Genomic DNA, 13785 nt, shown 5'->3' on the forward strand with positions numbered 1-13785 from the left:
TTTACAATCTGAAATTGTAGGTAATGGTAGGAATGGGCTGACCAAATATTGACAGCTTATAGCCACTGACTACGCCGTTCTGGGTCTGGAAATAAACCGACGACGGGTTTTTGCGCCCCAGCAGGTTATACACAGCTAGTGTCCAGGAGCTGTGGGCCAGCTTTCTTATTTTATGATTCCCCTCAATGTTCATGGATAAGTCTACCCGGTAGTAGTCAGGAATGCGGTACTGATTGCGCGACGCGTAGTATACCCGCTGCGCTCCGTCCAGTATGTACTTGCCAATGGGCGGCGTGTAGGGGCGGCCGGTGCTATAGGTAAAGTTAAAAGAAACACTAAACCGGTGGCTGAGCTTGTAGTTGCTGATGGCGATGAAGTCGTGCGGCTTATCGTAGTTGCTGGGGTAGTAGTCGCCGGCGTTAGGTGCATCGGGCGACTCCCGGTCAACGGCCCGGAGCAGCGAGCGGGAGTAGGTGTAGCCTACCCAGCCGTTGAGCTTGCCCGCCCCCTTTTTGACCATCAATTCAACCCCGTAGGCTTTGCCGGTAGTTGTAATCACCGCCGTTTCAATCTGGTGATTCATAATGAGCGAGTCACCACCTTTGTAGTCCAGAAAATTCCGGATGTTTTTGTAATACCCTTCCACCGACAGCTCTATCTGGTTGCCACGCAGGTTTCGGTACAGCCCTAGGGCCAGTTGATCGCCCACCTGCGGCTTTATGTAGGTATCACTTAATTTCCAGATATCAGTAGGTGAAGCTACCATCGTATTAGAAAGCAGGTGAATGTACTGCCGCAGGGTATTGTAGCCCACTTTCAGCGACAGGTCGCCCGTAAGCATGTAGCGGGCCGAAAGGCGGTACTCGGGGCCACCGTAGTTTTTAATGAGTTTTTTGGGCGCGTAGGCTTCGGTACCTAGAGTATAAATACTTTCAATGGGCAGGCCTGGCACGTACGTATAAATTGTCTTGGGGCCTAAATAGTTGAATACCGAAAAGCGGAGGCCAGCCGTCACGAGCAGTTTGGGATTAACCTCAAACCGGTCTTCGATGTACAGGGCACTTTCCAGGCCCTGCTCCGGCTCCAGTGCGTCCGGGACAATAAGTGACTCGCTGCTGCGGGGGGTAAAGGTACCCGGCGAAAGGGTGTAGTAAATAGAGCTGAGGCCAAAGTCAAGGGTATGCCTGGGGTGAATCAGGTAGTTGAACTCGGCCTTGAAACTGGACTGACGTACCCCAAAACGCAGGTCGAATGAATGAATCGGTACCCGCTCGCTGGCCACCGCGTAGTTGTAGCTGCTGTGGGCGGCGGTAAAGGTACTGTATAGCCTGGTGTGGAAGGTGTGTTTCCATTTTAGCGAAGCAAACTGGTTCTGGTAGGCGTAGGTGGTGTCAGCCAGGAGCCGAAAATAGTCGTTGCTCAGGTACCCGGTCGCGTAGACACTGTTTTTCTCGTTGATTTCGTGGCTGATATGGGCGTTAAAGTCGTAAAAGGAAGCGGTACTGTTGTTGTAGGTTTCGTTTTTCAGGCTTTTCAGGAGCCAGTTGGAGTAGGTAGAGCGGCCGCCAATCAGGAACGAAGACTTGTCTTTAACAATAGGCCCTTCCAGCGTGAGGCGGCCCGTAACGAGACCGATACCACCCGAGGCCACCATTTTTTTCTTGTTCCCGTCGCGGCTGCTGATATCCAGCACCGATGACAGCCGACCGCCAAACCTGGCCGGAATGGTACTTTTGTATAGCTCCACGTCTTTCAGCATATCCGGATTGAAAGCCGAGAAAAAGCCGAAGAGGTGGGAAGGGTTGTAGATGGTGGCATCGTTAAAAAGAATCAGGTTCTGGTCGGCTGAGCCGCCGCGAACATTCAGTCCCACGCTGCTTTCTCCCACCGATTTGATACCCGGCAGAGTAAGTACCGTCCGCAGCAAATCGGTTTCACCCATGACCGTGGGTATTTGTTTCAGGGTTTTGATAGACAGCTTTATCTGTCCCATCTTGGTCTCGCTGACGTTGGCGTCCTGACCGGCCTTGATATTGATTTCTTTGAGAGCGGTCACACTTTCCAGTACTTCTATGTCCAGCTTGCCATCGGCGTACAGCATTACCTGCCGGTAGGTATCCCGCATACCGATACTCTTGATCCGGACACGCTGGCGGCCCCGTGGGATCGTGAGCGAATAGTACCCGAGGGCATCGGTAGTAGTACCTATCTGCGGAGATTCTATGTACACCGCCGCCCCAATCACCGGCTCCCCCGTTACGGCATTGCGTACATAACCCGACATGGTAGAGTTACCAGGGGTAATCCGGAGTCTTTTCGGACCTACCTCGTGTAGTTTACTCTCGGTGGTGGAGAGCAGTTGCTCCTGTTCGTCGGTACCGGGGGGAGCGTACACCACCCGCTCCTGTGTGGGGGCATCGGAGGGAAGTTCGGTAATGATGGGCGTTACTTTGGTGATATACACCCGCCTTTGCTGATCAATGGCGTAGGTGAATTCCGTGTCTTTGAATACCTGCCCCAGCACCACCCGCAGAGGTTCGTCTTTGACCTGTAAGTTTATGGGCAGGCTGTCCAGTTGGGCGGCATCGTAGTAGAAGTAGTAGTCGGACTGGGCTTCAACAAGCCGTACAAATTCCTGAAATCGAATGTCGCTGAATGAGCCGCTGATCCGTTTTTCGGCGGTTGTCTGAGCCAAGAGCCCCTGCCCCTGAAAGATAAAGAAGATGGATAATAACAGGATCCGGAAGGCGCTCATGGGTGAGTTAGTTGATCATAGTAAGCAGCCAGGGCTGTAATAGCCGCTTCCCGGTCTCCTTTAAAGCTCAGATTTTTATCCCGCAGGTACTTTTTTATTGGTCTTTTCTGATCTTCCATCAGCGACAGCACCGACCGCCTGGAATAGACCGCATGATATGTGCCATTTTTATGGAAATAAAAAAAGTCTTTGCTGGGGAATGTAACGGTTACTTTGGTCGAGTTAATCTCCTCGAGCCGCTCTTTGACCCGACGGGCCAGTACTTGTGAAGCTCCGTCATAAAGTACCTCATAAAAGCCTGTACGTATGCCTGAGCCTTTGTACTTGGGTGCCTCCACCCGGATAAAGCGGTGGCTTTCGGCAGGACTGGTGCCCAAAGTGCTGAAGTACTTTACTTTATCACTTTGCAGGCTTACATTTCCCAGCCCTTCTACGTACTTAATAACTACCTGATCTTTGACTGTATCGTACAGCAGAGGTACCTGTTGAAATAGTTGGCCATCGTAAAAGACTGAACCCGTTGCCCACTCTTTTGATCTATAAAAAGGATGCTCCTTGGACTGGCTATCGTAGAAATAGTACTGTGGTCCATTATACAGATGCTGCGATTCGGTAGTAGCCGAATCATACAGGGCGAGTGCGTACTCCGGACCTGGCGATTGAGTGATCGTAGTAAGTACCTGGGCCGACGCATGGAAGAAGCCTCCCCAAAAAATACAGATACAGAGTACAAGGGTTTTCATGCACAGGTGACAGGCTGGTATAGGAAGAGGACAATACAGAAAAAGCCCAAAGGAAGATATATTTACGCGTACTTCCGGGAATAAATTTCAGTACCGGGTGAGGAATGTGACGACTCGATTACCGGACGGCCAGCATTCCGTAATTTTCCCGAAGAAAAGTTTCTCTCTATCTTTGAAACTATGGTACGTATTTTCTACAAAGAAGGACGCATATTAAAACGGGAAACCGATGTGCGTGAGCTGGGCAACCTATCCAATGTACTTTGGGTAGATCTGCAATCGCCCTCACAGGAAGAGGAAGAGTGGGTGGAGACCAAGTGTGATGTCAGCTTTCAGACCCCGCAGGAAATTGTGGAGATTGAGAGCAGTTCGCGGTTTTTTGAGCAGAATAATACTATTAATGCCAACTCCAACTTCCTCCGGATTCACAATGATGGGTACGAAACCTATCCTGTTTCCTTCATTCTGCACAACGATGTGCTGTTTACCTACCGCCAGGGTGACTCCAAGACCTTTGCCGATACAGTAAAGAAAATGAAGGTAAGCCAGGATACCTTCCAGTCGGGGGTAGATATCATGCTGCTCATCCTGGAAACCCGTATCGAGACCGACGCGGATTCGCTGGAGAATATCTCGCGGGATATTTCGGCCATCAGTAAGGACCTGAGCCACGAGCAGAAGGCCCGGCAGGAGGTACTGATCCGGATTAGTGAGCTGCAGGAGGTAACCATGATGCTTCGTGAGACGAGTATAGATAAGCAGCGGGTACTATCGGGCATCCTGCGGAGTCAGCAATTTCCCGAGAACCGGAAGGAACACCTGCGTATTATCCTGAAAGACATCAATTCCCTGCTCGAGTATACCACCTTCAACTTTGAGCGCCTCGAGTACCTTCAGAATACATTTATGGGTCTGATCAACCTCGAGCAGAGCCAGGTGATCAAGATCTTCACCGTAGTAACGATCATCTTCATGCCGCCAACCCTGATAGCGGGTATCTTTGGTATGAACTTCGAAGAAATGCCCAGTCTGGACCAGCCCTGGGGCTTTGGCCTGTCGCTGTTTCTGATGCTGTTATCCTCTCTGGTAGTACTCTTGTTCTTCCGCCGGAAGCGCTGGATCTAATCTGGTTTATAGTTTTACATCAAGTACATGCAGCCCAATACCCTCCTTACCTACGCCCAGACAGACGAAGACCTGCAGCAGATCCTGGACTTGCAGCGGAAGAATCTGAAAGCAAATATTTCAGAACAGACCAAGCGGGAGCAGGGCTTTGTGACGGTGAGCCACGAGTGGGAACAGTTGCAACTGATGCAGTCGCTGACGCCGCAGGTGGTGGCCAAGTCGGAGGGGAAGGTAGTGGCCTATGCCCTAGCTATGCTGCCCCAGATGGGTACCCTAATTCCGGACCTGCAACCCATGTTCGAGATCATTGATGAGGTAGAGTGGGAGGGAAGGTACCTGCGCGACTGCCGCTACTACGTGATGGGGCAGATATGTGTAGACGAAGCTTACCGGGGGCAGGGACTCTTCGATGCGCTATACCGGAAGCACAGCGAGCTATATAGCGCCGATTACGAGCTACTCGTCACCGAGATATCTACCTCCAACCACCGCTCCCAGCGAGCCCACGAGCGGGTCGGCTTCCGTACTATTCATACCCATGTAGACCACGTGGATAATTGGAACATCGTAGCCTGGGACCTGAGATAGCGGCTGGTTTATTTTAGGGCCGCACTTGTTCTCCGCAGTAGATTTTTTAATTTGATCTTAGTAGGAATGGAAGGCTCGGCCAGAGGTCCATCAAAGGGTTCGCCCCGGCGCAGGTAGAATTTGGAAAGGGTACTTGACGTCATTTCCCACTTGCGGATGAAGGTATAGTACCCCTTGTTCTTCTTGACCCTTTTTACCGACACAGATCCAAAGTGATACACCCGGCTCTTGCCTAACCCCTTAAATAGCCGTACGCCAGCCTGCCAGAGCTTCATCGAAAAATCGGGATCAGAGTACATGCCGGGTGAAAATTCGGTACTGTAGCCGCCTACCAGATTCCACATGTCTTTGTGTACAACGTTGGGAGGCCAGGTAGCCCCCTGCCAGTCTTCCATAGGTAGGGTAGTATATTCTTTCAGTAGGCGATCTTCCTCAAAATCAGCAGGACTGCTACCGTAGTTGCCTTTGATGGAACATGAACTTTGCGGCTCACGCTCAATGGCTGTACCCGAAAGGAAAAATAGATTATGGCCGATGGCCTGGATTTCATTCAGTAGCGCTTCGTCCCAGCCTGGACATACATACATGTCATCATTGATGTACAGTATATAATCAGTTGTAGCCAGCGAAGCACAACCGTTCAGGGCATAGCAGACCCCAATATTGGTGTCACTATAGGTATAGCTCAGATCGGGCTGCTGAGTGACCCACTCGTAGGTACCGTCTTTGCCTTCATTGATGTGGACGATGATCTGATGCCGGTACGTAGAGTTCCGTCGGATGCTTTCAACACAAAGCTTGAGGTAGGACAAATTATTCCAGGAAGGTATTAGGATAGAGAACTTAGCCTCTGCAACTTCGCGTTGTTTTTTGGTTTCCGTAATCATTTATCATTGCTGCCAATTATACGTAAAGAAGATCACCCTCTTTGGCTATAATCTGGCTTTGTTAGGTGGATAAGCTCAGTGAGTAAGCGACACTAGCTGGCAAATTTCACGATATTTATCATATAATGAAGCATACATCAGGAAGAAGTAAAGTTTCGCTCGTAGTAGCCTACTATAAGAATATCCCGGTCCTGGATTTAATATTCAAGGCTCTGGCAGATCAGAGCTGTGGTGATTTTGAAGTAATTGTTGCGGAGGATGACTGCTCAGTTGAGACCAAAGCGTTTATTCAGGCCCGGACGAGTCAGCTACCATTTCCGGTAAAGCACATCTATCAGCAGAAGGATGACGGGTTCAGAAAGAATGAAATGCTTAACCGATCTATCTCAGTCGCCGAGGCTGATCTGATGGTATTTCTGGATGGAGACTGCATACCTCATCGGCACTTCATCAAAGAGTACCTGAAAAACGCTACTGAGGGAGTAGCTCTGTTCGGGCGCCGGGTTATGCTGAGCCAGCCCCTGACCCAAAAGCTCATTCAGACCAAAGACCTTAACCTCCTGTCGATGTCGAGCCTGCTGTTCAGCGGCACGGGCCGTCTTAGGGACGCTCTCTATCTTCCATTCGTTAATCGTAAGAAGAAGGAGGGAATCTGGGGGTGTAATTGGGGGATACTTCGTAAGCACCTGGTAGAGGTCAATGGCTTTGATGAGGATTACATCCGTGCCGGTGTAGGCGAAGATGTGGATATAGAATGGAGACTGCTAAGCAAGGGATTGAAAGTACAATCCATGAAGCACAAGGCTATAGTGTACCATACGTACCACAAGCCCAACTATTCGCAGGATGAGGTAAATATCAACTATCGGCTGATGGAAGAAAAGCAACGCGCCGGAAACCTGTACTGCCTGAATGGCCTGGAGAAGCAGCAATGATATTGGAGGTCGTTCAGGAGGGATCAGGTACCCCGACATTTGCAGTTGATTAACAGCTATCTAACTTTCTGAAGGCGAGGCTATACGCTGCTTTTCACTTTCAAAAGTTTTTGATTTTCGAAGAGGTTGAATGCTACACCGTTAGCTCTTTAGAAATAGAATTTTTCTAAATAAGCAGCTGCAGGCGGCCTCACCTCTGTTGAATTTCCCGACATTCCGATGTAGATTTGTCTTACTTGAATTGAGGGCTGACTAGTCTGTTCAGTCTTTCCAAAAGCTTTTAAATAGTCTAATAATCAAATAGTAATAGTTATGTCACAAGTAGATACCCAACAAGAGCCCCTGCTGGTGGAAGACCCGATGCGCTTTGTGCTGTTCCCTATCAAACATTCTGATATTTGGGAAATGTATAAACGGCACGAAGCCTCATTCTGGACGGCCGAAGAGATTGATTTGTCGCAGGATCAGAAAGATTGGGAGAACCTTAGTGATGGTGAGCGTCACTTTATATCGCACGTGCTGGCCTTCTTTGCGGCTTCGGATGGTATCGTGAACGAGAACCTGGCTATCAACTTCCTGAGTGAAGTGCAGTACGCAGAGGCAAAGTGTTTCTACGGATTCCAGATTGCGATGGAAAACATCCACTCTGAGACCTACTCGCTTCTGATTGACACCTACATCAAAGATTCTGTTGAGAAGGACCGTCTGCTACGCGCTATCGATACTGTACCTTGTGTACAGAAGAAAGCCGAGTGGGCACTGAAGTGGATCAACAGTCCTAACTTCACCGAGCGGATCATTGCCTTCGCGGCGGTAGAAGGTATCTTCTTCTCCGGATCGTTCTGTTCAATATACTGGCTGAAAAAGCGCGGCCTGATGCCGGGTCTGTCGTTCTCGAACGAGCTGATCTCACGTGACGAAGGTCTGCACTGTGAGTTTGCCTGTCTGCTCTACACGCAGCACATCAAGAACCAGCTTCCCGAGTCGCGTGTGAAGGAGATCATCCTGGATGCCGTTGAGATCGAGAAGGAGTTCATCACCGAAGCCCTGCCCGTATCCCTGATCGGTATGAATGCCGAGCTGATGAAGCAGTACATCGAGTACGTAGCCGACTTCTGGTTGGAGCGTCTGGGCTGCTCGAAGCACTTCAATTCATCCAATCCATTCGACTTCATGGAGCTGATCTCACTGCCCGGCAAGACCAACTTCTTCGAAAAGCGCGTAGGAGAGTATCAGAAAGCCGGTGTAATGTCCGGTATGAACGACAAAGACTCAGGCCACAAGATCGCCTTCGACGAAGACTTCTGAGCTAGTAGCTGGTAGGCGTTAGCTTTTAGACTTTCGATATACTAAATAAAGAAACCCCGCCATATAGCTGGGTTTCTTTATTTAGCCAGTAGCTTCTCAATGGTTCGCCACACCAGGTCGCTCTCGTAGCCTTTGCCTAGTGCGAAGCGTACCAGCTTCTGTTTTAGCTTCAGCGGATCGGTTTCAGTACGTCGCAGGGCGGTAAGTTTTTTGCTGAGCAGCTCGTCAAGAGCTTTGGCATACGCTTCATCATTGATCTCGGCCATGCCCTGCCGGATGTTGTAGTCGGTCAGGCCGCGTCGGCTTAGCTCCTGTTTGATCTTAAGTCGCCCCCAGTTCTTGACCCTGAACTTACCTCCGGCGTAGGTCTTGGCGAAGCGCTCTTCGCTGAGGTATTTCATGGAAATAAGCTCCGCAATGATCTCATCGGCTTCATCTCCCCATACGCCCCATTTCTGCAGGCGCTTCCGTACCTCGTCCTGCGTGCGTTCCTGATAGGCGCAGTAGCTGGCTGCTTTCTGTAAGATCAGACGGTCCATGCAGTAGTTAGGTAATAGCTGATAGTTGTGGTTACCAGCAAAGATACCCCGGTCCCTTTTACTTTAAAAAGCGGTTGCCGAAGGTATAGGATACCCCCACGTGTACCGTCGGAAACCGGGCAGAATTTTCCAGATCAAACTGGGTACTACCGGCCAGATTTTTAGGGAAGCCGATGTTATAGAGGAATTCACCCGTTAAGGCAAAATTCTCCGTTATATCGTAGCCAATACCTACTTTGGGGGCAAATCCGAAGCTGCTGTCGCCCATGGTATCGTTGAATATTCTTCGGTCATTGTAGTCAATCCGGGCATTAACCACCGTCCGGATAATTCCGACCTCCATGCCTATGTACGGGTGTAGATCCCACTCGGTGGGGTAGTATTGGACAGAAGCCATGATCGGAATGGTAGCAGCCGTAAGGGTACTACTACCCAGAGCGGCTGTTTGTCTGATGGTTTCGGAGTAGGCACGAATACGGCCTCCTACCGATAGCTTAGAAGAAAAATAATGCTTGACACCTATTCCACCCCCCCAAATTCCTTTGCTCCCCGATTCGGTAGGGAGCCCGTAGCCCGCAGTGGCATCAATACTAAGTTGGGCGTGTGCCGGTAGCTGGCTGGCCAGCACTACCAGGAGTCCCAGGAGTAAGGTATGAAGTGTTTTGGTCATGCGTGTACTAGTCCGTTTCTGTCTTTATAGTTAAAATACAAAATTGTTTGGTCTGTTATACTACTATCAGTTATTAATCCTGTACCAGCGCCTCAACTTAGGTTGCCTGGCTACGTATACAAACGAGTTTTACAGGATGATGTTATGACGGATTAGTTTACGGTATGATTAGGAATATCCTATATACGATGCAGACGCGCAGCGGGATGAAGAGGGCAGAAAGATCTTATCTTTATTTGAAAGATGGAACAGAAAGCCGTAAGATATAACTTTGGACATCGTTATACCAGTACCGTGAACCTATAATACTGCCTCTATGCCCTTTGCCCGACGTGACTTCCTGAAGGTTTTTCCTGCACTTTCTCTGTTTTCTATACCATTCGGTAAGCCTGAACCACCCCGAACAGTACTACGCTTTGCCGTAGCCTCGGACGGGCACTACGGACAGCCCGATACGGATTTTGAGAGTACACACAACGATATTATCAGGTGGCTGAATCAGGAAAAGCTGCAGAAGGGGCTTGAGTTTGTGGTATTCAACGGCGATCTTATTCATGATGAACCTACGCTGCTTTACGACCTGAAGACTACGCTGAAGCGCCTGACGTTTCCCTTCTACGTGACCAGGGGCAACCACGACCGCGTAGGCAATGACGTATGGCGTGATACCTGGGGGTACCCTACCAACCATAGCTTTGCCCGCGGCGATTACGCCTTCCTGTTGGGTGATACTTCCAACGAAAAGGGCGAGTACCTGTGTCCTGATGCGAGCTGGCTGCGTGGTGAGCTAGCGAAGTACAGTAACAAGAAAGGTATCTTTGTGTTCCTGCACATCACGCCAGCCAAGTGGACGGCCAATGGGGTAGACTGTCCGGAAGTACGCGAACTACTCGAAAAAATGCCCAATGTACTGGGGATTTTCCACGGCCATGACCACGATGAGGACGGTCAGAAAATCAGCGGCGGCAAGCCCTACCTTTTTGACGGACACTTTGGTGGTAGCTGGGGGACCGTCTACAAAGGCTACCGGATCGTGGAGGTGTATGAGGATGGTACCTGGCAGTCGTACCAGTACAACCCGTCGGCTTCACCGGTTATCAATGCCTACTCAGGAAAAGTGAAGTCCTGAAGTACCCGTGCCACGGCTCAAAGCCGTGGCACGGGTGGAGATTTTATAGGCTGAAAGATTCCTAAAAACGCTTACCAATGGATACTCCAGCCCAGGGAGTAAAGGCAGTGTTGTTAATTACGGGTCCTACACTAATCCGCCACATAAGGTTGTTTGCAGCATGGCGCCGGTAGCCAACGCTTGGTATAATGTTGAAAAAGCTTTCAGTTGAAGCTCTATCTTTTGTAGAAAGGCGCCCCTCATCAATTGCCCAGGTGGCTCCTAATCCAGCATCGACAAAAGACCGCTTATCATTTAGGGGAAAAAGGTAATTGATACCTACCGGAACCGTCAGATATAATCCCTTCTCACTGTAAAACCCTACCCCTGCCCGCACCTGCAGGCCAGGTGTAGTGGTCAGCTGCCGTTCATAATTAATAGAGGAGAATAAGCCATTTCCACCTAGTTCGAAGTAAAGGTTATTCCTGGGCTGCTCTTGTGCAATAGCTGCACTGGTACCTACTGCCAGGAGTAGCGCAGCAGGTAAAAATCTGGAAGGGTACATTAAGGAAATAGATTGATGTGGTTAGAAAACAGTTGTGGCACCGCTCAGAGCGGTGCCACAAATATAAAATTACCCGGCAATGGACTTAATTAGTGAACTAGTTATTTAGCGAAAGGTAGGTTCTAGAGTATCTGTGGCACTGTTTAAAACAGTGCCACAGGTGGAAATGATATAGGAGCAGGCAGGTTTAGCTAACCTTCACCAGGTGGTTCTTTTTTCCCTTAGATACCAGGATGAAACGGTCCTGAAGCAGATCAAACTCACTCAGAGGCTGCTCGGGACCCGATACCTTCACCTTATTTATGCTAACCGCATTCTGCTGAATAGCGCGGCGGGTTTCTCCTTTGGAGGCATATACCTCTCCGCGCGTAGCGGTGGCCAGTAGCTCCGTTATATTAGGGCAAGAGTTCCAGTCTTCGCGGCTGATCTCGGTCTGTGGTACCCCTTCAAATATAGTTTCGAACTCATCGGCGGCTATACTACGGAGCGTGTCCAGCGTGGCTTTACCGTATAGTACCTCTGAGGCCTTCACGGCCAGATCATAGTCGCGGGCCGAGTGGATGCGGGTAGTTACGTCCTGAGCCAGGGCCTTCTGCATGATGCGCAGGTGCGGGGCCTCGGCGTGCTGGCGCTCCAGGTCTTCAATCTGCTCTTTCGACAGCAGCGTAAACACGCGCAGCAGGCGGTGACAATCTTCGTCGGACTGGTTGATCCAGAACTGGTAGAACTGGTAAGGAGTCGTGCGGGTAGGATCGAGCCATATATTGCCGCCTTCGCTCTTACCAAACTTGGTACCGTCGGATTTGGTGATCAGTGGCGTCGTGAGGGCAAACGCTTTGTAGAAGTCTTCCTCATCACCCTCTTTCCGGCGGATCAGCTCCGTACCCGTTGTGATGTTACCCCACTGGTCAGAACCGCCCATCTGCAGGCGCATGTTGTGGTGCTTGTAGAGGTGGTAGAAATCATAGCCTTGCAGAAGCTGGTACGAGAATTCAGTGAAGGAGATACCCGTTTCCAGACGCTTCCGTACCGAATCTTTTGACATCATGTAGTTAACGCTGATGAACTTCCCGGCCTCGCGCAGGAACTGCAGAAAGCCTATGCCCTTAAACCAGTCGTAGTTGTTGACGATCTGGGCGGAATTGTCGCCGCAGTCAAAGTCCAGAAACTTCTCCAGCTGACCTTTGATCCCCTCCTGATTGATACGCAGGGTCTCTTCGTTCAGAAACTGTCGCTCGGCAGCTTTAAAGGAAGGGTCACCGATCATACCCGTAGCGCCACCTACCAGGGCGAATGGCTTATGGCCCGCCCGCTGGAAGTGCACCAGCAGCATGATCGTAGCCAGGTTACCTATATGGAGGGAGGAAGCCGTAGGGTCAAAGCCGATATAGCCGGCTGTCATTTCTTTATTGAGTTGTTCTTCAGTACCGGGCATCATGTCGTGCAGCATGCCACGCCAGCGCAATTCTTCTATGAAGTTCAGTTTCATTCGTTAATCGGTCTGTGTCAAAAAATGGTGCGCAAAGTTACAGTGATTTTTTGGAAGTACCTGACTCGTATGAGTACGACCCGGCAGGAGATGCAGCAGGGACGCAGCCACTTTATTCATATAATAAAAAAATAATAGAAAAAAACCATGTGAGAATAGTACTACTGTACCATGGAAGTATAGTAGGAGGGTTATGTGTAAAGTGCAAAAATAGGTATGCATACACCTGATGGCGATTGAAAGAATTGAAAATCTGAATGATCCAGGGCGGGATTTGATGCGTAAGTATTGATAATTCACCTCCCGAGGGACGGGAGTGACAAAACCTTTACTACTATGAAGAGAATGAAAGATGCATTGAAAAACTCCGAATTTTCGGAAAATCAGATGCTTACCCAAGTGGGTAGACGCTTTTTCCTCAGATCAGCCGGATTGACCGCCGTGACCGGAGCATTTATACTAGGTGCCTGTCAGGATCATGACATGGAACCTGATGCCACAGTTGATTTAGGTTCGGGAGATATCGGAATACTAAATTATGCTTATGCGCTGGAGCAACTGGAAGCGGCTTTCTATACTCAGGTAATAGATATGCCATATCAGGGCATGACTGATATGGAAAAAAGATTCCTAACAGATATCCGTGATCATGAGATTATCCACCGCGAGTTCTTTAAGGCGGCACTGGGTAGCGCTGCCATCCAGGGACTGGAAGTAAACTTCTCTTCAGTTAACTTCATGGATCGTGCTAGTGTACTGGGTACTGCCCGTGTATTAGAAGACACCGGAGTCGCTGCCTACAATGGTGCTGGAAAATATATAGAAGATGTTCAGTATCTGTTAGTAGCGGGTAAAATCGTATCGGTAGAGGCGCGTCATGCTGCCATTATCCGTAATCTTCTGCAGCCAATGACAAGATACTTCGCCGGGGATGACATAGTAGATCCAATGACTGGTCTTGATGTGGCCAAAGAGCCTGCCATGATTCTGGCTGATGCTCAACCGCTGATCGAGACACGGATCACTGCTAACAACCTGCCTAAATAAGTATCCACCTGTTAACATCCTAGAAG

13 protein-coding genes are annotated in these 13785 nt (G+C 49.7%); 6 read left to right on the forward strand and 7 right to left on the reverse strand.

Translation table 11 applies throughout. The features are described 5' to 3' along the window. Position 1: 1 nt before the first annotated feature. Positions 2 to 2755 carry a TonB-dependent receptor gene (locus tag JUB14_RS25185; RefSeq protein ID WP_207509636.1) on the reverse strand — a complete coding sequence of 918 codons (2754 nt, stop codon included), beginning with the start codon at positions 2753 to 2755 and terminating at the stop codon, positions 2 to 4. Further along, positions 2752 to 3498 carry a hypothetical protein gene (locus JUB14_RS25190; RefSeq protein WP_207509637.1) on the reverse strand — a complete coding sequence of 249 codons (747 nt, stop codon included), beginning with the start codon at positions 3496 to 3498 and terminating at the stop codon, positions 2752 to 2754. The genes JUB14_RS25185 and JUB14_RS25190 overlap by 4 nt, the downstream gene beginning before the upstream one ends. Positions 3499 to 3678: 180 nt before the next feature. Here JUB14_RS25190 and corA point away from each other — a divergent pair, with 180 nt between their 5' ends. Together corA and JUB14_RS25200 are read left to right on the forward strand one after the other, a co-directional pair. Beyond that, positions 3679 to 4623, forward strand: a complete 945-nt coding sequence (gene corA / locus JUB14_RS25195; protein ID WP_207509638.1) for a magnesium/cobalt transporter CorA — start codon at positions 3679 to 3681, stop codon at positions 4621 to 4623. A gap of 27 nt (positions 4624 to 4650) precedes the next feature. After that, a complete protein-coding gene (locus JUB14_RS25200) occupies positions 4651 to 5211 on the forward strand; it encodes a GNAT family N-acetyltransferase (RefSeq protein WP_207509639.1) in 561 nt (186 codons plus the stop codon). A gap of 8 nt (positions 5212 to 5219) precedes the next feature. Here JUB14_RS25200 and JUB14_RS25205 read toward each other — a convergent pair whose 3' ends face one another. Further along, a complete protein-coding gene (locus JUB14_RS25205; protein ID WP_207509640.1) occupies positions 5220 to 6098 on the reverse strand; it encodes a glycosyltransferase family 2 protein in 879 nt (292 codons plus the stop codon). Positions 6099 to 6223: 125 nt separating this feature from the next. Between JUB14_RS25205 and JUB14_RS25210 the strand changes: the two genes are divergently transcribed. Continuing rightward, entirely contained in the window at positions 6224 to 7033 is an 810-nt protein-coding gene (locus JUB14_RS25210) for a glycosyltransferase (RefSeq protein ID WP_207509641.1), read from the forward strand. Positions 7034 to 7345: 312 nt separating this feature from the next. Continuing rightward, entirely contained in the window at positions 7346 to 8341 is a 996-nt protein-coding gene (locus JUB14_RS25215; protein WP_207509642.1) for a ribonucleoside-diphosphate reductase small subunit, read from the forward strand. Between the two features lie 77 nt (positions 8342 to 8418). Here the strand turns inward: JUB14_RS25215 and JUB14_RS25220 are convergent, their stop codons facing one another. Both JUB14_RS25220 and JUB14_RS25225 read right to left on the reverse strand, forming a co-directional pair. Next, positions 8419 to 8880 (reverse strand): regulatory protein RecX, encoded by a 462-nt coding sequence (locus tag JUB14_RS25220; protein WP_207509643.1) that lies wholly within the window; start codon positions 8878 to 8880, stop codon positions 8419 to 8421. Positions 8881 to 8938: 58 nt separating this feature from the next. Next, positions 8939 to 9550 carry an outer membrane beta-barrel protein gene (locus tag JUB14_RS25225; RefSeq protein WP_207509644.1) on the reverse strand — a complete coding sequence of 204 codons (612 nt, stop codon included), beginning with the start codon at positions 9548 to 9550 and terminating at the stop codon, positions 8939 to 8941. Positions 9551 to 9866: 316 nt separating this feature from the next. On the opposite strand from JUB14_RS25225, the gene JUB14_RS25230 reads away from it, so the two are divergent. Further along, a complete protein-coding gene (locus JUB14_RS25230; RefSeq protein ID WP_207509645.1) occupies positions 9867 to 10679 on the forward strand; it encodes a metallophosphoesterase family protein in 813 nt (270 codons plus the stop codon). Positions 10680 to 10740: 61 nt separating this feature from the next. On the opposite strand, the gene JUB14_RS25235 is transcribed toward JUB14_RS25230, so the two are convergent. Both JUB14_RS25235 and tyrS read right to left on the reverse strand, forming a co-directional pair. Further along, positions 10741 to 11223 carry a hypothetical protein gene (locus JUB14_RS25235; protein WP_207509646.1) on the reverse strand — a complete coding sequence of 161 codons (483 nt, stop codon included), beginning with the start codon at positions 11221 to 11223 and terminating at the stop codon, positions 10741 to 10743. A gap of 187 nt (positions 11224 to 11410) precedes the next feature. After that, on the reverse strand, positions 11411 to 12706 hold the full coding sequence (gene tyrS / locus JUB14_RS25240; RefSeq protein WP_207509689.1) for a tyrosine--tRNA ligase: 1296 nt from the start codon (positions 12704 to 12706) through the stop codon (positions 11411 to 11413). Positions 12707 to 13057: 351 nt separating this feature from the next. On the opposite strand from tyrS, the gene JUB14_RS25245 reads away from it, so the two are divergent. After that, positions 13058 to 13759 carry a ferritin-like domain-containing protein gene (locus JUB14_RS25245; RefSeq protein WP_229368296.1) on the forward strand — a complete coding sequence of 234 codons (702 nt, stop codon included), beginning with the start codon at positions 13058 to 13060 and terminating at the stop codon, positions 13757 to 13759. Positions 13760 to 13785: the final 26 nt, after the last annotated feature.

Origin of the sequence: Telluribacter humicola, from assembly GCF_017355935.1 — a bacterium.
In the GTDB taxonomy this organism is placed as follows: Bacteria; Bacteroidota; Bacteroidia; order Cytophagales; family Spirosomataceae; genus Telluribacter; species Telluribacter humicola.

What these genes read in the sequence shown, in the direction of transcription:
- JUB14_RS25185 (WP_207509636.1), bottom strand. Translation starts at nt 2,755, where the DNA reads ATGAGCGCCTTCCGGATCCTGTTATTATCCATCTTCTTTATCTTTCAG.
- JUB14_RS25190 (WP_207509637.1), bottom strand. Translation starts at nt 3,498, where the DNA reads ATGAAAACCCTTGTACTCTGTATCTGTATTTTTTGGGGAGGCTTCTTC.
- corA (WP_207509638.1), top strand. Translation starts at nt 3,679, where the DNA reads ATGGTACGTATTTTCTACAAAGAAGGACGCATATTAAAACGGGAAACC.
- JUB14_RS25200 (WP_207509639.1), top strand. Translation starts at nt 4,651, where the DNA reads ATGCAGCCCAATACCCTCCTTACCTACGCCCAGACAGACGAAGACCTG.
- JUB14_RS25205 (WP_207509640.1), bottom strand. Translation starts at nt 6,098, where the DNA reads ATGATTACGGAAACCAAAAAACAACGCGAAGTTGCAGAGGCTAAGTTC.
- JUB14_RS25210 (WP_207509641.1), top strand. Translation starts at nt 6,224, where the DNA reads ATGAAGCATACATCAGGAAGAAGTAAAGTTTCGCTCGTAGTAGCCTAC.
- JUB14_RS25215 (WP_207509642.1), top strand. Translation starts at nt 7,346, where the DNA reads ATGTCACAAGTAGATACCCAACAAGAGCCCCTGCTGGTGGAAGACCCG.
- JUB14_RS25220 (WP_207509643.1), bottom strand. Translation starts at nt 8,880, where the DNA reads ATGGACCGTCTGATCTTACAGAAAGCAGCCAGCTACTGCGCCTATCAG.
- JUB14_RS25225 (WP_207509644.1), bottom strand. Translation starts at nt 9,550, where the DNA reads ATGACCAAAACACTTCATACCTTACTCCTGGGACTCCTGGTAGTGCTG.
- JUB14_RS25230 (WP_207509645.1), top strand. Translation starts at nt 9,867, where the DNA reads ATGCCCTTTGCCCGACGTGACTTCCTGAAGGTTTTTCCTGCACTTTCT.
- JUB14_RS25235 (WP_207509646.1), bottom strand. Translation starts at nt 11,223, where the DNA reads ATGTACCCTTCCAGATTTTTACCTGCTGCGCTACTCCTGGCAGTAGGT.
- JUB14_RS25245 (WP_229368296.1), top strand. Translation starts at nt 13,058, where the DNA reads ATGAAAGATGCATTGAAAAACTCCGAATTTTCGGAAAATCAGATGCTT.